Genomic DNA, 19,979 nt, shown 5'->3' on the forward strand with positions numbered 1-19,979 from the left:
TCCTCCTTACACTTCTTTAACTTCAACTAAATGAGCAATAGCTTTGATCATTCCGTTGATAGCATCATTTTGTTCTTTAACAACAGTTTGTCCAATACGTTTTAAACCTAATGCGCGTGCGGTTGCAACTTGTTGAGGACGTCTTCCAATTAAGGATTTCTTTAATGTAATTTCTACTGTCATGATATTACACCAATTGATCTACTGAGATACCGCGTAATGCAGCTACTGACTCAGGAGTTCTTAATGATTCTAAGCCTGCAAATGTTGCGCGCACAACGTTTACTTCAGTTCTTGAACCTAATGATTTAGATAAGATGTCGTTAATACCAGCTAATTCGAAAATGATACGAGCAGCACCACCGGCTTTGATACCAGTACCGGCTGAAGCAGGTTTCATAACGATATGACCAGCGCCATAGATTCCTTCAGTTGAGTGAGGAATTGTAGCATTAGTCATTGGAACTGTAATTAAATTTTTCTTTGCAGCTTCTACTGCTTTTTTGATTGCTTCTGGAACTTCAGTTGCTTTACCAGTACCAAAGCCAACTTGACCTTGTTTGTTACCTACTACAACTAAAGCTGCAAAACGGAAGCGGCGTCCACCTTTAACTACTTTTGTTACACGGTTAAGTGCAACAACTTTTTCTTCAAAAACTACTTGTTCTTCTTGTTTTTCAAATACTTTTTCTGCCATGTGATAGACTCCTTCCCTTAGAATTGTAGCCCAGCAGCTCTTGCTGCTTCAGCTAACGCTTTAACGCGTCCATGGTATAAGTAACCAGCACGGTCAAATACTACTTGAGTGATGCCTAACTTTAAAGCTTTTTCAGCAGCAAGTTTACCTACTGCAGTAGCAGCTTCCATGTTAGCACCTAAATTTAATTCTTTAGAATTAGCACTTGTTAAAGTTGTTTGATTCACATCATCAATGATTTGAACATAAATCGTAGTATTAGAACGATATACATTTAATCTTGGACGTGATGGAGTACCAACGACATTTTTTCTAATACGTAATTGTCTCTTTTGTCTTGAAACGTTAGATGAGATTTTCTTAATCATGTTGTCTTACTCCTTACTTCGCAGTTTTACCAGCTTTACGAGCAACGTATTCATTAACATAACGAATACCTTTGCCTTTGTAAGGTTCTGGTTTCTTGAATTCTCTAATTTCTGCAGCGAATTGACCAACTGCAGCTTTATCGATACCTAATACATTAATTTCTGTATTTTTTGGAACTTCTAATGTAATTCCTTCTGGGATGTCTAACTCAATATTGTGTGAGAAACCTAGTTGTAACACTAATTTCTTACCTTGTAATTGAGCACGGTACCCAACCCCACGAATTTCTAATTCTTTCTTGAAACCTTCGCTAACACCCTTAACCATATTGAATAATAATGCGCGAGTTGTTCCATGAATTTTTCTTGTGAAGATATCATTGTTTGGTCTAGAAATCTTAATTTGATCTCCTTCAACATGAATATCTAATAATTGATTGAAGTTTTGTTCTAGTTGTCCTTTAGGTCCTTTAACTACAACGTGATTGTTTTCACTCACATTTACAGTAACACCAGCAGGAACTAAAATAACTTTATTACCTATACGGCTCATTTTTTATATTCCTCCCTAATTACCAAATGTAAGCTAGCACTTCGCCACCAACTTGTAGTAAGCGTGCTTCGCGATCTGTTAAAATGCCTTTTGATGTTGATACTAATGCAACTCCTAGACCATTTAATACTTTAGGTAATTTGTCTAGTGAAGCATATACTCGAAGACCTGGCTTCGATATCCTTTTCAATCCTTTGATGACACGTTCATTGTTTGCTGTGTACTTTAATGTAACAACAATTTTTGGTTGGTTATCATTTGTAACAACAAAATCTTTAATGAACCCTTCTTGCTTCATAACAGCTAAAATTTCAGCTTTTAATTTTGAAGCAGGAATTTCAACTTTAGGATGACGCGCTTTATTAGCATTGCGGATACGCGTTAATAGGTCCGCAATTGGATCAGTCATAACCATAGTTCTTCCTCCTTACCAGCTTGCTTTCTTAACACCAGGTAATTCACCTTTATGTGCTAACTCTCTGAATGTAATACGAGAAACTCCGAATTTTCTCATATAACCTCTTGGTCTTCCATCAAGTGAATCTCTGTTTTTAAGTCTTACTGGAGATGCATCTTTAGGTAATTTTGCTAAAGCAGCATAATCCCCAGCTTCTTTTAATGCTTTTCTTTTTTCTGCGTAGATTTCTACTAATTTACGTTGTTTTAAATCTTTAGCGATTTTTGATTTTTTAGCCATGGGACTCTCTCCTTACTTCTTGAACGGGAAACCGAATGCAGTAAGTAAGCTCTTAGCTTCCTTATCGGTATTTGCCGTTGTAACGATAATAATGTCCATACCACGTACTTTAGTTACTTTATCAATGTTGATTTCTGGGAAAATGATTTGCTCTTTAACACCTAAAGTGTAATTTCCACGTCCATCAAATGAATCAGCTGAAACTCCACGGAAGTCACGTACACGTGGTAAAGCTACTGAAATTAATTTTTCTAAGAAATAGTACATACGTTCTCCACGTAATGTAACCTTAGCACCAATAGCTTGTCCTTCACGTAATTTAAAGTTTGCGATGGATTTTTTAGATTTAGTAATTAATGGTTTTTGACCAGTTAATAATGTTAATTCTTCAACTGCAACATCTAAAGCTTTAGAGTTTGCAACAGCATCACCAACACCAATATTAATTACGATTTTTTCTAATTTTGGAGCTTGCATAACTGATGAGTATCCAAATTCAGACATTAACTTTGGAACGATTGTTGTGCTGTATACTTCTCTTAAGTTACTCATTATTTGCTAGCCTCCTTCTTTGTTTTTGCAGGTTTATCAATTAATGAACCTGATTTTTTAGCGAAACGTACTTTTACGCCATTTTCAATTCTGTATCCAACTTTTGTAGCTTCACCAGTTTTTGGATCTACTAATGCAACGTTTGAAACATGAATTGGAGCTGGTTTTTCGATGATGCCACCTTTGTCATTTGCAGTTTTTGGTCTTTCATGCTTTTTAACAAGGTTTACACCTTCAACGATCACTGTTTGTTTTTCTTGATTTACTTTTAAAACGCGACCAGTTTTGCGTGTTTGCACGCCTTTTTTGTCAGTTGTAAATTGATCACCACCAGCAATCACTACAACTGTATCTCCAGTTTTAATCTTCATATGTGGCTACCTCCTTACAACACTTCTGGTGCAAGTGAGACGATCTTCATGAAGTTCTTTTCTCTTAATTCTCTTGCAACCGGTCCAAAGATACGTGTACCTTTTGGATTTAAATCATCTTTAATGATAACTGCTGCGTTTTCATCAAATTTAATGTATGAACCGTCAGCTCTCTTAATACCTTGTTTTGTTCTAACAATTACCGCTTTTACAACGTCACCTTTTTTAACTACGCCAGTTGGAGTAGCTTTTTTAACTGTAACTGTAACGATATCACCAATGTTTGCATAACGACGACGAGTACCACCGTTTACTCTAATAACTAGAACTTCACGAGCACCTGAATTGTCAGCAACCACTAATCTTGATTCTTGCTGTATCATGTCTTTCGTCCTCCTTATACAATTTCAACATGTGAAACCACTTCAACTAAACGGAAACGTTTAGTCTTTGATAATGGTCTTGATTCAATGATTGTTACGATGTCGCCAACTTTAGCAACATTGTTTTCATCATGCACATGGAATTTCTTTGATGTTTTTACACGCTTGTTATAAAGCGCATGTTTTTTGTAAGTATCTACTACTACTGTAATAGTCTTGTCAGTTTTGTCAGATACAACTTTTCCAGTATAAACTTTTTTAGCATTTAATCTTTCCATCGTTATATCCTCCTTATTCGCCACGCTCAGAAATGATAGTCTTCATTTGAGCGATAGTCTTTTTAATAGTTTTTAAACGTGCAGTATTTTCTAATTGTCCGACAGCGTGTTGGAAGCGTAAATTGAATAATTCAGCTTTTAATTCAGCTATCTTAGAGTTGATTTCTGCAGTTTTTAAGTTTCTGATATCAGCTGCTTTCACGCTTGGTCACCCTTTCTTACAATTTTAGTCTTAACTGGTAATTTATGAGATGCTAATCTTAAAGCTTCTCTTGCAACTTCTTCTGAAACACCAGCAATTTCAAACATAATTTTTCCGTCTTTAACTACTGCTACCCATGAGTCTGGAGCACCTTTACCAGATCCCATACGTACTTCTAGAGGTTTCTTAGTTTTTGCAAGATGTGGGAAGATATTAATCCAAACTTTACCTTGACGTTTCATATGACGAGTCATAGCAATACGCGCAGCTTCGATTTGACGAGAGTTTACCCAAGCACCTTCTTGAGATACTAAAGCGAATTCTCCGTTAATGATTTCATTTCTACCTTTTGCTTTACCTTCGTAAGACACACGATGAGGACGACGATATTTCGTTCTTTTAGGCATTAACATGTGAATTAGTCCTCCTTGTTATTTCTTTGAGGCTTTCTATCTGTACGAGGACGTCTGCCTTCGTTTCTGCCTCTCTTTTGATCAATTTCGAATGGTTTTCTTGTATCTAAGATTGATTGTCCCGGTAATACTTCACCATGGTAAATCCAAACCTTAACACCTAAAATACCGTAAGTTGTTGATGCTTCTGCAGTTGCATAGTCAACATCAGCTCTTAATGTATGTAGAGGTACACGGCCTTCAGAATACCCTTCACTTCTTGCGATTTCAGCTCCACCTAAACGACCTGATACTACAGTTCTAACACCTTTAGCACCAGCTTTAAGCGCACGTTGAATCGCCATTTTTTGTACACGTCTGAATGAAGCACGTTGTTCTAATTGTTCAGCAATATTTTGTGCAACTAGAGCAGCAACTTTTTCAGGTTTTCTTACTTCAATGATGTTTAATACGATTTCTTTCTTAGTTAAGTATTCTAATTTAGAAACCGCTTTGTTTTTGTCGCTTCCTTCTTTACCTAATGCGATACCAGGTTTAGCAACATATAATTTGATTGTAACGCGTTCTTTATTTTTAGCTTTAACACGTTCGATTTCGATTTGAGATACACCAGCTTTTTTGAAGTTAGTTGATAAGAATTCGCGAATCATCGCATCTTCTTTAACTAAAGCAGGTACATCATTCTTTCCAGCGTACCATTTTGATTCCCAAGTACGAATGATTCCTAGACGTAAGCCATTTGGATTAGTTTTTTGTCCCATGCTTGATTACTCCCTTTCCGCCACTACAACAGTGATGTGTGATGTTCTCTTTTTGATCACGTTACCAGTACCTTTAGCTCTTGGTAACATTCTCTTCATTGTTACTGATTCATTAACCCAAACTTCTTTAACGAATAATTTATTTTCGTCCATGTTTAAGTTATGAGTAGCATTTGCGACTGCTGAATTTAAAACTTTAGCAACAATCGGTGATGCTGATTTTGGAGTAAACATTAAGTAAGCGCGAGCTTCTTTAACGTTCTTTCCGCGAATTAAGTCAACTACAAGTCTCGCTTTTCTAGGAGCGATTCTCACAGTTTTTGCAATTGCTTTAGCTTCCATGATTCTTTCTCCTTATCTCTTAGCGACTTTCTTGTCTTCTTTTTTATGACCTGGGAAAGTACGAGTTGGAGCGAATTCTCCTAACTTGTGCCCTACCATGTCTTCTGTAATGTAAACTGGAATGTGTTCACGACCATTATAGACCGCAATAGTGAAACCGATAAATTCAGGGAAAATTGTAGAACGTCGGCTCCAAGTTTGAATTACTTTTTTGTCATTTGAATTTGCTTGTTTTGCAACCTTCTCTAATAATGATGCATCAGCGAAAGGTCCTTTTTTAAGTGAGCGTGCCATTTTTTTCCTCCTTATCCGTTTCTACGTCTGATAATTAAATCATTTGACGCCTTCTTAGAATCACGTGTCTTAATTCCACGAGCTTTCTTGCCCCATGGAGTCATTGGTTGTTTTCTACCAACTGGTTGTTTACCTTCACCACCACCATGTGGGTGATCGTTAGGGTTCATAACAGAACCACGTACTGTAGGTCTAACACCCATGTGACGAGTTCTACCCGCTTTACCGATTCTTACTAATTCGTGTGATTCGTTACCTACTTCACCGATAGTCGCACGGCATGCGCCTAAAATCTTACGAACTTCACCTGATTGTAAACGAACTAACACGTACTTGTCTTCACGTCCTAAGATTTGAACTGAAGTACCTGCTGATCTAGCGATTTGACCGCCTTTACCTGGGTGTAATTCTACGTTGTGTACAACTGTACCAACTGGGATATTCATAATTGGTAATGAATTACCTACTTTGATATCAACGTTTGAACCAGAAACCACTTCTAATCCAACTGTTAATCCTTTAGGAGCTAAGATATATCTCTTTTCTCCATCTGTGTAGTTAATTAATGCAATATTTGCTGATCTGTTTGGATCATATTCGATAGTTGCAACACGTCCTACGATATTTTCTTTATCGCGTTTAAAGTCAATAATACGATACTTACGTTTAGCACCGCCACCGATATGTCTAACAGTCAATTTACCTTGATTGTTACGTCCACCTGTTTTAGTAATTGGCGCAAGCAGTGACTTTTCAGGAGTAGATGTTGTGATTTCATCGAATGTTAAAACACTCATGTTACGACGACCATTAGTCGTTCTCTTATAAATTTTAACTGCCATAAGTTAAATCTCCTATATTTTTCACTTCAATTACACTGCAAATGCAGGAATTGTTTGTCCTTCAGCTAATTGGACAATTGCTTTTTTGTATCCAGATTTAAATCCTTCATATTTACCAACTTTTTTTGCTTTTGGTAAAACATTGATTGTATGAACGTTTAATACGTTTACTCCGAATACTGCTTCAACTGCTTTTTTAATTTCTACTTTGTTAGCAGTTTTTGGAACTCTAAATGTATATCTATTAGCTGTTTCCACTAATTTCATTGAGTTTTCAGTGATAATTGGTGCTTGTAACAGTTCATAGTATTTAACTTCTACTTGTTTAGCCATTATCCTAATACCTCCTCGTAGTATTTAACAGCATCTTGAGTTAACACAACGTTGTTGAACTTTAATAGTTCGTAAACTGAAACTTGTGAAACTTCTCTGATTTCTGCAGTTGGTAAGTTAGATGCAGCTAATAATAAGTTTTCATCTACATTAGTAGCTAATACTAAAGTCTTACCTTCTAATTTTAAGTTTGAAATAATTTCAGCGAATAACTTAGTTTTTGGTTGAGCCACTGATAATGAATCAACTAGTACCATTTGGTTTTCTAACACATGGTATGATAACGCTGATCTTAATGCTAATTGTTTAACTTTTTGGTTAACTTTTACAGCATAACTTCTTGGAGTTGGTCCGAATACGATACCACCATGTCTCCATTGTGGTGAACGTGTAGAACCTTGACGTGCTCTACCAGTACCTTTTTGTCTCCAAGGTTTTTTACCGCCACCAGAAACTTCTGCTCTAGTTTTAGTTTTATGTGTTCCTTGTCTTAATGCAGCACGTTGTGCGTTTACTACATCATATAAAACTTGTTGATTTGGTTCGATTCCGAAGATTGCATCATTTAAAGCAACTTCAGAAACTTTAGTACCATTTTGGTTTAATAAATCTAATGTTGGCATATTCTTTTTCCTTAGTTACCTTTCTTAATTGATGTCTTAACAACTACATAACCTTTTTTAGGTCCTGGAACCGCACCTGAAACTAATAATAATTGGTTTTCAGTGTCTACTGCTACAACTTTTAAGTTTTGAACAGTAACTGTTTCAGCCCCCATTTGTGATGGTAATTGTTTACCCTTCATCTTACCTTTAATTGGTCCCATTGAACCTGGAGCTCTATGATACATAGATCCGTGAGTCATTGGTCCTCTTGATTGGTTATTCTTTTTGATAACCCCAGCGTAACCTTTACCTTTTGAAGTTCCTGTTACGTCGATGTCATCTCCAGCATTGAATAAATCAGCTGATAGCGCTGTACCTACTTCTAAAGCTAACATTTCATTATTAAGCGCATCAAATCTGATTTCTTTTACGAAGCGCTTAGGTGCTGTATTAGCTTTTTTCACGTGCCCTAATTCTGGCTTGTTACTTAATTTTTCGCGTTTTGATTCGAATCCAAGTTGTGTCGCAACATAACCGTCTGTTTCAACAGTCTTTTGTTGTAATACAACGTTGCCTTCAACATCAATAACGGTAACTGGAATTAAAACTCCATTTTCATCGAAAATTTGAGTCATTCCAACTTTTTTACCTAAGATTCCTTTGGCCATTGTCTTTCCTCTTTCTTTTTTTCTTTTGGGTTAACTATTTTTTTGATATCCAATTATTTCTTTAGGACGATATCAATTCCTGATGGTAAATCAATTCTCATTAAAGCATCGATTGTTTTTGAATTTGGCTCTAAGATTTGAATTAATCTCTTGTGTGTTCTTCTTTCGAATTGTTCACGTGAATCTTTGTTTACGTGTGGGCTTCGTAAGATAGTGAAGATTTCTTTCTTTGTTGGTAGTGGAATCGGACCTTGTACTACTGCACCAGTCTTTTCAACACTTTCAACAATTTTCTTAGCAGCTTGATCGATTAATCTATGATCATATGCTTTTAAGCTGATTTTGATAATTTCTTTTGCCATTTTTTGATCTCCTTTCGTCTATAATCCCTTGCATAGACTAACTCCCTGGAAAAACTCGTTACACCGACAACGGCTATCCGTGTATCGACAACCTTCCAGATCATCGCTTTACTTGTATATACGCAAGCCTTTTAATTATATAAAAAAAGGTCGCTGATTGCAACCCTTTTTATACTTTTTTATTTAAAAAATATATTTTTTAAGATTATGTTATTTTATTTTTTTGAATTTTCCTCTAGATAAATTATATTCAGTAATGATTTGTTCTAAATATGGATACATTTCGGGATTTATCACAAAATTTTTAAATCCTTTTTTCACTAACATTCTTATTATATCATAAGATTTTAAATCTTTACCTATAAGGTAAACTTCTTTCTTTCTTATCTTTAATTGTTGATTTAAGAATGAAATGTCTTTATAAAATAACTTTATGTCATCACTCATACTAATTTCATCATAAATGCGATCTAAATCAATACAAGCAAAATCAAACTTCTTAAAGTACTCTGAATAGTCATATGATGAGTCTGTTTCTATAGAAAAACCAATATTCGGTATACTTCTTTTTAACATTTTCAACCATTGTTTAACTTGTGATTTTAGTTCTTTAAACTCGAAATCATCTGTTAAACTAGGGATTGAGATTTTTAAATTAGGATTTTCAGTTATTGTAGCTGCATCTAATTCTTCAATATACATGAAATAATGTTTTAAAAAATTAGATTTATCTAAAATATAATCTTGATCTGAAAAATGATATTTATTTAAGACATCCAATTTGGGTAATACAAGTATAATTTCAGTATCTTTATAGGCTTCATAAAGCGATTTATAAAATTCAATTCGTGATTCTTTTTCTAAAATTCCAGCATATTTAATATAGGCTTTTTCTGGTTCAATATAGATGAAATTTGCACGATGATTTGAAACATTTTTTAGGTCTTCTAAATCATTGATTTGAAGCCCAATTTTAAAGTTTTTTGTATCAATTTTTATTGGTTTTTCATAGTTTTTTAAACTCATTTTTTGGGTTGATACTCTTTGCTTAATAACATCTAAAGTATAGGGGATTTCATAAGAAATTTGGTCCTTATTAATAAAAAAATTAATGTCTTTTGACATTAATAACGACTTAATTAATGCTTCAGGTTCTTTCTTGAATGATACAAGTTTAACGGCCTTTGGCATATAGATGAAGGTGAATAAATTATAGTTTTCTATTGCTAAGAAAATTGCGTTTTCTTGGCTTTGTAGCTTTGAAAAAATAAGTTTTGCTTCTAATTTTGCTAACACTTGTTGCAAAGTATGCGTAATTTCTGGTTGATTTTTATAATTCAACAAGAATGACTTTTGTAGATGATTCATGATATTTCCAATGTTTTGATTTAAAACTAGACTGAAGGCAAAAGTATCATAGAGTGTTCTAAATGCTTCAGAAAGACTAATGACATTAGAAACCTCAAGGTCAATAAATCCTTGTTTGTGTGTCTCAACGATCCTTCCTAATGTTTCTTTTGTTATCTCCTCTAGTGTATCTAGGATGAAGTTTTTATCAAAATCCTTCTCACTATAATCCTCAATTTTTGGTAATTTAATGAACTTTTGTGTAAAAGTTGATGTGTTTGGGTTCATAATTCCGATATTTTCCTTTCATAAACGCTATCAATTATAGCCACATTTGTTTTAGAAAGGCAAAAATTTTGTTAAAAAAAAGAGATTTTTTCTCAAAAACCTCTAAATTTAATACTTTTTCTTGAAATATTCGGTTAAATTAGCCAATGATTTCATTAAAACTTCATCTTTTTCTAGTTGTAAGTCTTTAAACGTGGCCTCAATCATCTCATCATGAAAATTATCATGTATTTCCAAGACTTGTTTAGCACTGTCTGTTAGTCTTAAATAGACTTTACGTCTATCCTTCTCATCACTGTAACGATAAACATATTTTTTTCTAACTAAAATATTGATCGAGGTTGTTAATGTGCCTAAGGTGATGTGAAGTCTTTTGGCAACTTCACCCATTGTCGGTACTTCCGTGTTTCTAATTGCTTCTAACACATGTACTTCAGACATGGATAAAGTAACTCCTCTTTCTTTGAGTGTGCTTTCTTCAATTCTCAAGATGTGATTAAAAACGTCTACTAGTAACATGTTGATTACTTCTTTGGGTGATGTCATATCCTAACTCCTATCTTTCTGAATATCCTAAACCAAGCGTTCCTGGTCCTGCATGTGCTCCAACAACTGGCGTTAATGGAATTAATGTAACAAATGCTCCTGGTCTTTCGGCTAAAATCTCAGATTTAATTTCTTCTGCTTTTTCTTTGTTTGTTGTGAAAGCAATGAAATACTCCACATCTTTGTTCTTTGTTTCTTCAAATAAAATTTCTAACGCACGTTTTTGAGCTTTAGATGTTGTACGAATTTTTTCGTATGGTTTTAAATAACCCTCTTCTGTGATTTTTAAAAGTGGTTTAATTTTTAGAAGTGATCCTAGAATCCCTGCCGTTGATGATAGTCTACCATTTTTTACTAAATACTTCAATGTATCAACAAGAACATAGATCTGACATTTTTGAATAGCCAGTTCTAATTCTAATTTAATTTCTTTAAGTGATTTATTCTCCTCAATCATACGGAGTGCTCTAACTGCAAGGAACGCCTCACCATATGAAACACTCTTAGAATCAATAACTTCGATATCAATTCCTTCAACCATATCTTTAGCAAGTACAGCACCTTGGTACGTACCACTTAGTTTTGATGAAATGGTAATGACAATGATTCCTTCATAACCTTCTTGTTTTAATGTTTCAAACGTCTCAACAAATTTACCAACAGGAATTTGCGAAGTATGAATTTCAGCGTTTGGATTATCTAACATCTTTTGGTAAAAGTCTTCTGCTTTAATATCAACATAGTCGAGATATTCATCTTGATCAAATGTGACTGTCATTCTCAAAATACTTATTCTATCTTTTTCAGGTAGATAATCAAGACCTGATGTAGAGCAAGTTACTACTGCGATTTTTTTCATTTTCTTCTCCCTCGTGAAATTACTTTGAAAGTCAAAGTATTCTTTAATAGTGTACCATACTTTTCTTTTAATTCAAAGACATTAACTTGAAAGAATATAAAAAAAAATCGCCAAAGCGATAATATGCTATGGCGGTCCGGACGGGATTTGAACCCGCGATCTCCTGCGTGACAGGCAAGCATGTTAACCCCTACACCACCGGACCTCTTAAGCACTACTATTGTAACAATTTATAACACTTAAGTCAATATTTTTTAAGTATTATCTTTGATAAAATTTAATGACTGATTGGGTTCCTAAATTCTCATCGCCTTCAAGAACTAGCTCTTTTAAAATTTGAATTGCTAGATCCAAAGTTGGAAGTTTTTTTGAAGTAACTTCATGAGCAATTTGTAAATCTTTTAGAAAGTGCTTAACATAAAATCCTGGATTAAAATCTTCATCAATCATCTTTTTACCGTTCACTTTAAGTTGAGTACTTTGAGCACTACCTCCATTTAAAATCGCATAGACCGTATTGAGATTAAGATTCTTTTCTTTAGCAAAAGTTAAACTTTCGGCAACACCTAAGAGCGCACCAGCAATTGCTATCTGGTTACTGAGTTTAGCATATTGTCCAGACCCTGCTTCACCTACATAATTGATTGTTGTTCCCATCAACTTAAGAACATCTCTAACTTTTAGAAATGCATCATAGTTACCTCCAACCATAATAGATAAAGTTGCATTTTTCGCACCAAGGTCCCCCCCAGTTACGGGAGAATCTAGCACATCAATGCCTAAGGGTCCCCCCTTTTCGACCAATTTTTGTGCTAAAAGGGGTGAGGAGGTTGTCATATCAACACAAATTGTACCTTTTTTAACATATTTGAATATTTCATTATAAACTGCCTCAACATCTGAAGGATAACCAACAATAGTAAAAATTAAATCTGCATTTTTTACTGCTTCTTCAATACTTGCCACAGCCTTTACTTTTGGTTCCAATTTTTTTGCTTTTTCAAATGTCCTATTATATACAGTCACATCATATTTTTCTGCGACATGTAGTGCCATCGGCGCCCCCATGATTCCAGTTCCAATCCAAGCTATTTTCATTTTCAATTTACCTCACTTCCAAACGGACATAATGTTAAAATGCCAATCTTAATCCATGCAATTCCAAAAGGAATTCCAATAATTGTTATTGCATATATTGCTGCAATTGATATGCAAAATATCATAAGTTCCCATCCAAATAAAATTGCCCAAATGATATTTATCAGTGGATGTTTATCAAACCCTAAATTTAGATTTTTTCCAAACGGCGTTAAGACTAATTTAGATAACTTAAAGAGTTGAAGTCCAATAGGTAATCCAATGATTGTAATAGAAAAAATAATACCCAAAACAAATAAAATCAATGACATCAATAAACCACCAAAGATTATCCAAATGATGTTTAATAAAGTTTTCATGTTTACCTCTTTTTTTATTATATATATTAGTATACCTGATAATTACAATATTTATCTTATATATATGATTATAGAAAAATAGAAATTCATATTTAATTGATTCAATTTTAAAAATAAAAAAACCACACTTAAGTGGTTAATGGTTTTATTGAAGTGGTGCCTCCGGACGGAGTTGAACCGCCGACACGTGGCTCTTCAGGCCACTGCTCTACCAACTGAGCTACAGAGGCAATTAATGGCGGTCCGGACGGGATTTGAACCCGCGATCTCCTGCGTGACAGGCAAGCATGTTAACCCCTACACCACCGGACCATTAATTGGTTGCGGGAAATGGATTTGAACCAATGACCTTCGGGTTATGAGCCCGACGAGCTACCAGACTGCTCTATCCCGCGATATGTTGATTAAATTAAATGGCGGAGGAAGAGGGATTTGAACCCCCGCGGCTTTTACACCCTGTCGGTTTTCAAGACCGATCCCTTCAGCCTCTTGGGTATTCCTCCGTTTGATTTATAACTTTTATTAAGACTTTAATGATGTGAGTCTGGTGGACCCGGTTGGACTCGAACCAACGACCGACCGGTTATGAGCCGGTAGCTCTAACCAACTGAGCTACGGGTCCATTTTCTGGTAGCGGCGGGGGGACTTGAACCCTCGACCTTGCGGGTATGAACCGCACGCTCTAGCCAGCTGAGCTACACCGCCGTATGTGGTTGGAATCCTTTAAATCATTAAATGGTGGAGCTTAGCGGGATCGAACCGCTGGCCTCCTGCGTGCAAGGCAGGCGCTCTCCCAGCTGAGCTAAAGCCCCATTTATGAAAAAAAGATGGTGCCCGGAGTCGGACTTGAACCGACAAGGATTTTACTCCACAGGATTTTAAGTCCTGCGTGTTTACCGATTTCACCATCCGGGCATTATCTAGTTAATTAAGTGGTGTCCCGTGATGGACTCGAACCATCGACACCTTGATTAAAAGTCAAGTGCTCTACCGCCTGAGCTAACGGGACATATGAAGTGGTGCCGAAAACAGGAATTGAACCCGCAACCTACTGATTACAAATCAGTTGCTCTGCCTATTGAGCTATTTCGGCAAGTGGTGGAGGCTGACGGGATCGAACCGCCGACCCTCTGCTTGTAAGGCAGATGCTCTCCCAGCTGAGCTAAGCCTCCATGTTCATGCAATGTATATTATATCATAATGAGATAATGCCTGGCAACGTCCTATTTTTGCTATTTGTATTAACTATCTTCGGCGCTGAGGTGCTTAACTTCTGTGTTCGGGATGGGAACAGGTGGATCCACCTCGCCATCGTCACCAGACATATACTCTCAAAACTAGATAAATGATTTTTCAGAAATGTTTATTTGTAAATTTAATTACTTAAGGTTAAGTCCTCGACCTATTAGTATCAGTAAGCTAAACACATCACTGTGCTTACACACCTGACCTATCAACCTTGTCGTCTTCAAGGGGTCTTACTAATTGGGAAATCTCATCTTAAGGTGGGCTTCACGCTTAGATGCTTTCAGCGTTTATCCCTTCCATACATAGCTACCCAACTGTGGCACTGGAATGCCAATTGGTGCACCAGAGGTATGTCCATCCCGGTCTTCTCATACTAAGGACAGCTCCCTTCAAATTTCCAACGCCCACGATAGATAGAGACCGAACTGTCTCACGACGTTCTGAACCCAGCTCGCGTGCCGCTTTAATGGGCGAACAGCCCAACCCTTGGAACCTACTCCAGCTCCAGGATGCGACGAGCCGACATCGAGGTGCCAAACCGCTTCGTCGCTGTGAACGCTTGGAAGCGATAAGCCTGTTATCCCCAGGGTAACTTTTATCCGTTGAGTCACGGCCCTTCCATTCGGTACCGTAAGATCACTATGTCCGACTTTCGTCCCTGCTCGACTTGTTTGTCTCGCAGTCAAGCTACCTTCTGCCATTGCACTCTATAGAACGATTTCCGACCGTTCTGAGGTAACCTTCGAGCGCCTCCGTTACTCTTTAGGAGGCGACCGCCCCAGTCAAACTGCCCACCAGACACTGTCCTCCCGGATCCACTCCGGCGAGTTAGAAACTAAGTGCACGAAGGGTAGTATCCCAACGACCGCTCCATCGATACTAGCGTACCAACTTCATAGCGTCCTACCTATCCTGTACATCTTACACCCAATTTCAATATCAAGTTACAGTGAAGCTCCATGGGGTCTTTTCGTCTAATCGCGGGTAGCCGGCGTTTTCACCGGCAGCTTGATTTCACCGAGTCTGTTGTTGAGACAGTGCCCAAATCGTTACGCTTTTCGTGCAGGACGGAACTTACCCGCCAAGGAATTTCGCTACCTTAGGACCGTTATAGTTACGGCCGCCGTTTACTGGGACTTCAATTCAATGCTTTAGGTTACCCCTGACATCTCCTCTTAATCTTCCAGCACCGGGCAAGCGTCACCCTCTATACTTCACCTTACGGTTTTGCAGAGAGCTGTGTTTTTGCTAAACAGTCGCTTGGGCCTTTTCTCTGCGACTTAATTTTTTCATTTAAGTCCCCCTTTTCCCTAAGTTACGGGGTCAATTTGCCGAGTTCCTTAACAACAGTTTTCTCGCGCGTCTTAATATATTCTACTCACCCACCTGTGTCGGTTTACGGTACGGGCAGTATAATGATTAACCCTAGAAGCTTTTCTAGAGAGTCTGAACTCGTACTCCATCAAGCCTCAGCCTTATGTGTCCCGGATTTGCCTAAGACACAGCCTCGTACTCTTTTCGCTCAATCCACTAAGAGCGGGAGCCTATCCTCCTCTGTCACTCCATCAGTCATTACACTGGTACTAGAATCTCTACTAGTTATCCATCGGCTACGCTTTTCAGCCTCACCTTAGGTCCCGACTTACCCAGGGCGGACGAACCTTCCCCTGGAAACCTTGGGTTTATGACGGACAGGATTCTCACCTGTCTTTTCGTTACTCACACCGGCATTCTCACTTCCCGCCGCTCCACATGTCCTTACGATCATGCTTCTCCGCAACGGGAACGCTCCCCTACCACTTAAAATATTCTTTACTTTAAATCCGCAGCTTCGGTAATATGCTTAGCCCCGGTACATTTTCGGCGCAGAGTCACTCGACCAGTGAGCTTTTACGCACTCTTTAAATGATGGCTGCTTCTAAGCCAACATCCTGGTTGTTTGTGCATCTCCACTTCCTTTTCCACTTAGCATATATTTTGGGACCTTATCTGGCGGTCTGGGCTCTTTCCCTTTTGACCACGAACCTTATCACCCGTAGTCTGACTGCTAGACGCATTTGCCGACATTCGTAGTTTGATTGTGTTCAGTACCCCGAGGTGGGGCCATCACACATTCAGTGCTCTACCTTCGACAAATCTTTTTTCTAACGCTATCCCTAAAGATATTTCGGGGAGAACCAGCTATCTCTGAGTTCGATTGGAATTTCTCCCCTAGCCACAAGTCATCCGAGCTGTTTTCAACCAACACCGGTTCGGTCCTCCATAAGGTACTACCCTTACTTCAACCTGCTCATGGCTAAATCACCCAGTTTCGGGTCTACATCACACAACTTAGTCGCCCTATTCAGACTCGCTTTCGCTTCGGCTCCGGACCTTCATCCTTAACCTTGCTATGTAACGTAACTCGCCGGTTCATTCTACAAAAGGCATGCCATCACCCATTAACGGGCTCTGACTATTTGTAAGCACACAGTTTCAGGTTCTCTTTCACTCCCCTCCCGGGGTTCTTTTCACCTTTCCATCACTGTACTGGTTCACTATCGGTCACCAAGTAGTATTTAGCCTTAGGAGATGGTCCTCCTATCTTCAAACGGGATTTCTCGTGTCCCGCCCTACTTTTTGATAACATGGATCATACCATTTCGATTACGGGGGTATCACCCTCTATGCCCGACCTTCCCAAGTCGTTCACCTATGATATGATTTTGTAACCTTAGTTATCTGGCTCCTCCGCGTTCGCTCGTCGCTACTGACAGAATCGTTTTTACTTTCTTTTCCTGCAGGTACGTGAGATATTTCAATTCCCTGCGTGTCGCTCAGTCTTACGACTGTACCATGTCTTCCACATGGTGGGTTCCCCCATTCGGACATCCGGGGATCGTCGCTTACTTACAGCTACTCCCGGCATTTCGGTGTTAGTTCCGTCCTTCATCGCCTCTTGGTGCCAAGGCATCCACTGCATGCCCTTTCTTCCTTAACCTTTTTTAATCATTTCTGACATCATTTATCTACTTTTCAAAGATCTCATTAGGTATTTAGCCTAATTGGTGGAGCTTAGCGGGATCGAACCGCTGGCCTCCTGCGTGCAAGGCAGGCGCTCTCCCAGCTGAGCTAAAGCCCCTAATTTTTTAATGGTGGGCCTAAATGGACTTGAACCATCGACCCCACGCTTATCAAGCGTGTGCTCTAACCAACTGAGCTACAGGCCCCACTGTTTAATTGGAGAAACATAAGTCTCTCAAAACTGAATATGATGAACATGAAGAAATTGTTTAGCTTATGCTACTAAGCTATTTTTGCTTATTATTAGTAAGCCTTTCTCCTTAGAAAGGAGGTGATCCATCCCCACGTTCCCGTAGGGATACCTTGTTACGACTTAACCCCAATCATGAACCCTACCTTAGACGGCTCCCTCCCTTTCGGGTTAGGCCACCGGCTTTGGGTATTGTTCACTTTCGTGGTTTGACGGGCGGTGTGTACAAACCCCGAGAACGTATTCACCGCAGCATGCTGATCTGCGATTACTAGCGATTCCAACTTCATGAAGTCGAGTTGCAGACTTCAATCCGAACTGAGACAATTTTTATGAGATTCGCTCCAGGTCACCCTCTTGCTTCTCTTTGTATTTGCCATTGTATCACGTTTCTAGCCCAGGTCATAAGGGGCATGATGATTTGACGTCATCCCCACCTTCCTCCAGTTTATCACTGGCAGTCTCGCTAGAGTCCCCAACTTAATGATGGTAACTAGCAATAAGGGTTGCGCTCGTTGCGGGACTTAACCCAACATCTCACGACACGAGCTGACGACAACCGTGCACCACCTGTACATCTGTTAACCTCCGAACTTATTTCTAAGCCATTGCAGAGTATGTCAAGACCTGGTAAGGTTTTTCGCGTATCGACGAATTAAAGAACATGATCCACCGCTTGTGCGGGGTCCCGTCAATTCCTTTGAGTTTCATACTTGCGTACGTACTACTCAGGCGGAGTACTTAATGCGTTAGCTGCAGCACTGACCCTTAGGGCCAACACTTAGTACTCATCGTTTACGGCGTGGACTACCAGGGTATCTAATCCTGTTTGCTCCCCACGCTTTCGTGCATCAGCGTCAGTAAAGACCCAGTAAGCCGCCTTCGCCACTGGTGTTCCTCCATATATTTACGCATTTTACCGCTACACATGGAATTCCACTTACCTCTGTCTTACTCTAGCTAACCAGTTTTTCTAGCATCACAGCGTTGAGCACTGCACTTATACCAGAAACTTAATTAACAACCTACGCACCCTTTACGCCCAGTAAATCCGGATAACGCTTGCCCCCTATGTATTACCGCGGCTGCTGGCACATAGTTAGCCGGGGCTTATTCATCTGGTACCGTCAATTTGGTTATTTTTCTTCCCAGATAAAAGAACTTTACATTCCGAAGAACTTCTTCGTTCACGCGGCGTTGCTCGGTCAGGGTTTCCCCCATTGCCGAAAATTCCCTACTGCTGCCTCCCGTAGGAGTTTGGGCCGTTCTCAGTCCCAATGTGGCCGGTAGACCTCTCAGTCCGGCTACGCATCATCGTCTTGGTAGGCCTTTACCCCACCAACTAACTAATGCGCCGCAGACCCCTCCTTACTCGATAAATCTTTAAACATATTAAGATGCCTCAATATGTCCTATCCAGTATTAGCTCCAGTTTCCCGAAGTTATCCTCGAAGTAAGGGTAGGTTATCTACGTGTTACTCACCCGTTCGCCACTCCCTATATTGCTATAGAGCGTTCGACTTGCATGTATTAGGCACGCCGCCAGCGTTCATCCTGAGCCAGGATCAAACTCTCCATTAAATGTTTTTGTTTGATTTTAGCTCTTTATTTTTTTTAATTCATTGTTCATCATCATTCAGTTTTCAAAGACTTATTTGATTGTGCTGTCGTTTGACAGCCTAATCATTTTATCACTTCATTTTCGCCTTGTCAACTATTTTTTTAAGAAAATAATTTTTGGTTTTTTAAGTGATTTTTTATGAGTGGTGGAGGGGGACAGATTCGAACTGCCGAACCGTAAGGAACAGATTTACAGTCTGCCGCGTTTAGCCTCTTCGCTACCCCTCCGTATTTTCGTGTGCTTAATTATTCTATCGTATCCTAAGGAAAATTGCAACTACTTTTTTTAACTTTTTTTATATAATCGTTTTTTAAGCGATGTATATATAAATATACATAGTTGTTTCTATTCTCTTTTTCGTGAATAAGAATAATTAACTACTAACATTATAAACATTTTATTTTAAATGTCAAACCCTAAAAGTGCTTTTTTTAGAAAAAAACACCAAATCATGGATTTAGTGCTATTTGTTCTTTATTTTCTTATCTAATTCTATTTTAGATATCATGATTTCGCGTCCACATTGGACACATTTAATCTTAATATCTACACCAGTTCTTGTAATTTCCCAAGAACTATTCCCACAAACATGGGGTTTTTTTGTTTCAATGATTTGTCCTAATGTATAAATCATTTAAA

General features: G+C 38.3%; 26 protein-coding genes, 15 tRNA genes and 3 rRNA genes. All 44 read right to left on the reverse strand.

Going from position 1 to position 19,979, the window contains the following annotated elements; all coding sequences use genetic code 11:
• Positions 1-6: 6 nt before the first annotated feature.
• Entirely contained in the window at positions 7-186 is a 180-nt protein-coding gene (gene rpmD, locus EXC59_RS04875) for a 50S ribosomal protein L30 (protein WP_129614257.1), read from the reverse strand.
• Position 187: 1 nt separating this feature from the next.
• The gene (gene rpsE, locus EXC59_RS04880; protein WP_035368606.1) at positions 188-697 is read right to left on the reverse strand and encodes a 30S ribosomal protein S5; all 510 of its coding nucleotides are present in this window, start codon (positions 695-697) and stop codon (positions 188-190) included.
• Between the two features lie 17 nt (positions 698-714).
• The gene (gene rplR, locus EXC59_RS04885) at positions 715-1,065 is read right to left on the reverse strand and encodes a 50S ribosomal protein L18 (RefSeq protein WP_035368608.1); all 351 of its coding nucleotides are present in this window, start codon (positions 1,063-1,065) and stop codon (positions 715-717) included.
• 13 nt (positions 1,066-1,078) lie between these two features.
• The gene (gene rplF / locus EXC59_RS04890; protein ID WP_035368610.1) at positions 1,079-1,618 is read right to left on the reverse strand and encodes a 50S ribosomal protein L6; all 540 of its coding nucleotides are present in this window, start codon (positions 1,616-1,618) and stop codon (positions 1,079-1,081) included.
• A gap of 19 nt (positions 1,619-1,637) precedes the next feature.
• The gene (gene rpsH, locus EXC59_RS04895; RefSeq protein ID WP_035368612.1) at positions 1,638-2,033 is read right to left on the reverse strand and encodes a 30S ribosomal protein S8; all 396 of its coding nucleotides are present in this window, start codon (positions 2,031-2,033) and stop codon (positions 1,638-1,640) included.
• Between the two features lie 12 nt (positions 2,034-2,045).
• Entirely contained in the window at positions 2,046-2,315 is a 270-nt protein-coding gene (gene rpsN / locus EXC59_RS04900; protein WP_035368614.1) for a 30S ribosomal protein S14, read from the reverse strand.
• 12 nt (positions 2,316-2,327) lie between these two features.
• Positions 2,328-2,867, reverse strand: coding sequence for a 50S ribosomal protein L5 (gene rplE, locus EXC59_RS04905; protein ID WP_035368616.1), 540 nt, complete (start codon positions 2,865-2,867; stop codon positions 2,328-2,330).
• Positions 2,867-3,238 carry a 50S ribosomal protein L24 gene (gene rplX / locus EXC59_RS04910; protein ID WP_035368618.1) on the reverse strand — a complete coding sequence of 124 codons (372 nt, stop codon included), beginning with the start codon at positions 3,236-3,238 and terminating at the stop codon, positions 2,867-2,869. Before rplX ends, rplE begins: the two co-directional genes overlap by 1 nt.
• Before the next feature lie 14 nt (positions 3,239-3,252).
• The gene (rplN, locus tag EXC59_RS04915) at positions 3,253-3,621 is read right to left on the reverse strand and encodes a 50S ribosomal protein L14 (protein ID WP_035368620.1); all 369 of its coding nucleotides are present in this window, start codon (positions 3,619-3,621) and stop codon (positions 3,253-3,255) included.
• 14 nt (positions 3,622-3,635) lie between these two features.
• Complete coding sequence (rpsQ, locus tag EXC59_RS04920; protein ID WP_035368622.1) at positions 3,636-3,899, reverse strand: 30S ribosomal protein S17; 264 nt, start codon at positions 3,897-3,899, stop codon at positions 3,636-3,638.
• Between the two features lie 13 nt (positions 3,900-3,912).
• Positions 3,913-4,101 carry a 50S ribosomal protein L29 gene (gene rpmC, locus EXC59_RS04925; RefSeq protein ID WP_035368624.1) on the reverse strand — a complete coding sequence of 63 codons (189 nt, stop codon included), beginning with the start codon at positions 4,099-4,101 and terminating at the stop codon, positions 3,913-3,915.
• Positions 4,098-4,514, reverse strand: a complete 417-nt coding sequence (rplP, locus tag EXC59_RS04930) for a 50S ribosomal protein L16 (protein ID WP_162163928.1) — start codon at positions 4,512-4,514, stop codon at positions 4,098-4,100. The genes rpmC and rplP overlap by 4 nt, the downstream gene beginning before the upstream one ends.
• A gap of 5 nt (positions 4,515-4,519) precedes the next feature.
• On the reverse strand, positions 4,520-5,275 hold the full coding sequence (gene rpsC, locus EXC59_RS04935; RefSeq protein ID WP_035368628.1) for a 30S ribosomal protein S3: 756 nt from the start codon (positions 5,273-5,275) through the stop codon (positions 4,520-4,522).
• Between the two features lie 6 nt (positions 5,276-5,281).
• Complete coding sequence (rplV, locus tag EXC59_RS04940; RefSeq protein ID WP_035368629.1) at positions 5,282-5,617, reverse strand: 50S ribosomal protein L22; 336 nt, start codon at positions 5,615-5,617, stop codon at positions 5,282-5,284.
• Between the two features lie 12 nt (positions 5,618-5,629).
• Positions 5,630-5,911, reverse strand: a complete 282-nt coding sequence (rpsS, locus tag EXC59_RS04945; RefSeq protein WP_035368630.1) for a 30S ribosomal protein S19 — start codon at positions 5,909-5,911, stop codon at positions 5,630-5,632.
• An 11-nt stretch (positions 5,912-5,922) separates the two neighbouring features.
• Positions 5,923-6,753 (reverse strand): 50S ribosomal protein L2, encoded by an 831-nt coding sequence (rplB, locus tag EXC59_RS04950; protein ID WP_035368631.1) that lies wholly within the window; start codon positions 6,751-6,753, stop codon positions 5,923-5,925.
• 30 nt (positions 6,754-6,783) lie between these two features.
• Complete coding sequence (rplW, locus tag EXC59_RS04955; protein ID WP_035368632.1) at positions 6,784-7,086, reverse strand: 50S ribosomal protein L23; 303 nt, start codon at positions 7,084-7,086, stop codon at positions 6,784-6,786.
• Positions 7,086-7,709, reverse strand: a complete 624-nt coding sequence (gene rplD, locus EXC59_RS04960) for a 50S ribosomal protein L4 (RefSeq protein ID WP_035368633.1) — start codon at positions 7,707-7,709, stop codon at positions 7,086-7,088. The genes rplW and rplD overlap by 1 nt, the downstream gene beginning before the upstream one ends.
• 11 nt (positions 7,710-7,720) lie before the next feature.
• Entirely contained in the window at positions 7,721-8,359 is a 639-nt protein-coding gene (gene rplC / locus EXC59_RS04965) for a 50S ribosomal protein L3 (protein ID WP_035368634.1), read from the reverse strand.
• Positions 8,360-8,412: 53 nt separating this feature from the next.
• A complete protein-coding gene (gene rpsJ / locus EXC59_RS04970; protein ID WP_035368636.1) occupies positions 8,413-8,721 on the reverse strand; it encodes a 30S ribosomal protein S10 in 309 nt (102 codons plus the stop codon).
• A 210-nt stretch (positions 8,722-8,931) separates the two neighbouring features.
• A complete protein-coding gene (locus tag EXC59_RS04975) occupies positions 8,932-10,356 on the reverse strand; it encodes a hypothetical protein (RefSeq protein ID WP_035368638.1) in 1,425 nt (474 codons plus the stop codon).
• A 108-nt stretch (positions 10,357-10,464) separates the two neighbouring features.
• Positions 10,465-10,902, reverse strand: a complete 438-nt coding sequence (locus EXC59_RS04980; protein WP_035368640.1) for a MarR family winged helix-turn-helix transcriptional regulator — start codon at positions 10,900-10,902, stop codon at positions 10,465-10,467.
• Positions 10,903-10,912: 10 nt separating this feature from the next.
• Entirely contained in the window at positions 10,913-11,761 is an 849-nt protein-coding gene (locus EXC59_RS04985; protein ID WP_035368642.1) for a DegV family protein, read from the reverse strand.
• Positions 11,762-11,890: 129 nt separating this feature from the next.
• A tRNA-Asp gene (locus tag EXC59_RS04990) sits at positions 11,891-11,966 on the reverse strand.
• A gap of 56 nt (positions 11,967-12,022) precedes the next feature.
• Entirely contained in the window at positions 12,023-12,859 is an 837-nt protein-coding gene (locus EXC59_RS04995) for an NAD(P)-dependent oxidoreductase (protein WP_035368643.1), read from the reverse strand.
• Between the two features lie 2 nt (positions 12,860-12,861).
• The gene (locus EXC59_RS05000) at positions 12,862-13,218 is read right to left on the reverse strand and encodes a YccF domain-containing protein (protein ID WP_162163929.1); all 357 of its coding nucleotides are present in this window, start codon (positions 13,216-13,218) and stop codon (positions 12,862-12,864) included.
• A 154-nt stretch (positions 13,219-13,372) separates the two neighbouring features.
• Positions 13,373-13,448 (reverse strand) — tRNA-Phe (locus EXC59_RS05005).
• Between the two features lie 6 nt (positions 13,449-13,454).
• A tRNA-Asp gene (locus EXC59_RS05010) sits at positions 13,455-13,530 on the reverse strand.
• Positions 13,531-13,536: 6 nt separating this feature from the next.
• Positions 13,537-13,613: transfer RNA gene (locus EXC59_RS05015), tRNA-Met, on the reverse strand.
• Positions 13,614-13,632: 19 nt separating this feature from the next.
• Positions 13,633-13,721 (reverse strand) — tRNA-Ser (locus EXC59_RS05020).
• Between the two features lie 42 nt (positions 13,722-13,763).
• A tRNA-Ile gene (locus EXC59_RS05025) sits at positions 13,764-13,840 on the reverse strand.
• A gap of 6 nt (positions 13,841-13,846) precedes the next feature.
• A tRNA-Met gene (locus EXC59_RS05030) sits at positions 13,847-13,923 on the reverse strand.
• Between the two features lie 31 nt (positions 13,924-13,954).
• Positions 13,955-14,030 (reverse strand) — tRNA-Ala (locus EXC59_RS05035).
• A gap of 16 nt (positions 14,031-14,046) precedes the next feature.
• Positions 14,047-14,133 (reverse strand) — tRNA-Leu (locus EXC59_RS05040).
• Positions 14,134-14,151: 18 nt separating this feature from the next.
• Positions 14,152-14,227 (reverse strand) — tRNA-Lys (locus EXC59_RS05045).
• Positions 14,228-14,235: 8 nt separating this feature from the next.
• Positions 14,236-14,311 (reverse strand) — tRNA-Thr (locus EXC59_RS05050).
• A 3-nt stretch (positions 14,312-14,314) separates the two neighbouring features.
• A tRNA-Val gene (locus EXC59_RS05055) sits at positions 14,315-14,390 on the reverse strand.
• 38 nt (positions 14,391-14,428) lie between these two features.
• Positions 14,429-14,540 (reverse strand): 5S ribosomal RNA (rrf, locus tag EXC59_RS05060).
• A 63-nt stretch (positions 14,541-14,603) separates the two neighbouring features.
• A 23S ribosomal RNA gene (locus EXC59_RS05065) occupies positions 14,604-17,446 on the reverse strand.
• Positions 17,447-17,511: 65 nt separating this feature from the next.
• Positions 17,512-17,587: transfer RNA gene (locus tag EXC59_RS05070), tRNA-Ala, on the reverse strand.
• An 11-nt stretch (positions 17,588-17,598) separates the two neighbouring features.
• Positions 17,599-17,675, reverse strand: a tRNA-Ile gene (locus EXC59_RS05075).
• A gap of 118 nt (positions 17,676-17,793) precedes the next feature.
• Positions 17,794-19,300 (reverse strand): 16S ribosomal RNA (locus EXC59_RS05080).
• Together the 16S, 23S and 5S rRNA genes with 14 tRNA genes alongside form the textbook arrangement of a ribosomal RNA operon.
• 183 nt (positions 19,301-19,483) lie before the next feature.
• Positions 19,484-19,567: transfer RNA gene (locus tag EXC59_RS05085), tRNA-Tyr, on the reverse strand.
• Between the two features lie 236 nt (positions 19,568-19,803).
• Positions 19,804-19,974, reverse strand: coding sequence for a DUF951 domain-containing protein (locus EXC59_RS05090; RefSeq protein WP_084145263.1), 171 nt, complete (start codon positions 19,972-19,974; stop codon positions 19,804-19,806).
• Between the last annotated feature and the right edge of the window lie 5 nt (positions 19,975-19,979).

The organism is Acholeplasma hippikon (genome assembly GCF_900660755.1).
Lineage (GTDB): Bacteria > Bacillota_I > Bacilli_A > Acholeplasmatales > Acholeplasmataceae > Acholeplasma > Acholeplasma hippikon.

Coding starts and splice junctions, on each gene's coding strand:
- rpsE (WP_035368606.1), bottom strand. CDS start 697: ATGGCAGAAAAAGTATTTGAAAAACAAGAAGAACAAGTAGTTTTTGAA.
- rplR (WP_035368608.1), bottom strand. CDS start 1,065: ATGATTAAGAAAATCTCATCTAACGTTTCAAGACAAAAGAGACAATTA.
- rplF (WP_035368610.1), bottom strand. CDS start 1,618: ATGAGCCGTATAGGTAATAAAGTTATTTTAGTTCCTGCTGGTGTTACT.
- rpsH (WP_035368612.1), bottom strand. CDS start 2,033: ATGGTTATGACTGATCCAATTGCGGACCTATTAACGCGTATCCGCAAT.
- rpsN (WP_035368614.1), bottom strand. CDS start 2,315: ATGGCTAAAAAATCAAAAATCGCTAAAGATTTAAAACAACGTAAATTA.
- rplE (WP_035368616.1), bottom strand. CDS start 2,867: ATGAGTAACTTAAGAGAAGTATACAGCACAACAATCGTTCCAAAGTTA.
- rplX (WP_035368618.1), bottom strand. CDS start 3,238: ATGAAGATTAAAACTGGAGATACAGTTGTAGTGATTGCTGGTGGTGAT.
- rplN (WP_035368620.1), bottom strand. CDS start 3,621: ATGATACAGCAAGAATCAAGATTAGTGGTTGCTGACAATTCAGGTGCT.
- rpsQ (WP_035368622.1), bottom strand. CDS start 3,899: ATGGAAAGATTAAATGCTAAAAAAGTTTATACTGGAAAAGTTGTATCT.
- rplP (WP_162163928.1), bottom strand. CDS start 4,514: ATGTTAATGCCTAAAAGAACGAAATATCGTCGTCCTCATCGTGTGTCT.
- rpsC (WP_035368628.1), bottom strand. CDS start 5,275: ATGGGACAAAAAACTAATCCAAATGGCTTACGTCTAGGAATCATTCGT.
- rplV (WP_035368629.1), bottom strand. CDS start 5,617: ATGGAAGCTAAAGCAATTGCAAAAACTGTGAGAATCGCTCCTAGAAAA.
- rpsS (WP_035368630.1), bottom strand. CDS start 5,911: ATGGCACGCTCACTTAAAAAAGGACCTTTCGCTGATGCATCATTATTA.
- rplB (WP_035368631.1), bottom strand. CDS start 6,753: ATGGCAGTTAAAATTTATAAGAGAACGACTAATGGTCGTCGTAACATG.
- rplW (WP_035368632.1), bottom strand. CDS start 7,086: ATGGCTAAACAAGTAGAAGTTAAATACTATGAACTGTTACAAGCACCA.
- rplD (WP_035368633.1), bottom strand. CDS start 7,709: ATGCCAACATTAGATTTATTAAACCAAAATGGTACTAAAGTTTCTGAA.
- rplC (WP_035368634.1), bottom strand. CDS start 8,359: ATGGCCAAAGGAATCTTAGGTAAAAAAGTTGGAATGACTCAAATTTTC.
- rpsJ (WP_035368636.1), bottom strand. CDS start 8,721: ATGGCAAAAGAAATTATCAAAATCAGCTTAAAAGCATATGATCATAGA.
- EXC59_RS04975 (WP_035368638.1), bottom strand. CDS start 10,356: ATGAACCCAAACACATCAACTTTTACACAAAAGTTCATTAAATTACCA.
- EXC59_RS04980 (WP_035368640.1), bottom strand. CDS start 10,902: ATGACATCACCCAAAGAAGTAATCAACATGTTACTAGTAGACGTTTTT.
- EXC59_RS04985 (WP_035368642.1), bottom strand. CDS start 11,761: ATGAAAAAAATCGCAGTAGTAACTTGCTCTACATCAGGTCTTGATTAT.
- EXC59_RS04995 (WP_035368643.1), bottom strand. CDS start 12,859: ATGAAAATAGCTTGGATTGGAACTGGAATCATGGGGGCGCCGATGGCA.
- EXC59_RS05000 (WP_162163929.1), bottom strand. CDS start 13,218: ATGAAAACTTTATTAAACATCATTTGGATAATCTTTGGTGGTTTATTG.
- EXC59_RS05090 (WP_084145263.1), bottom strand. CDS start 19,974: ATGATTTATACATTAGGACAAATCATTGAAACAAAAAAACCCCATGTT.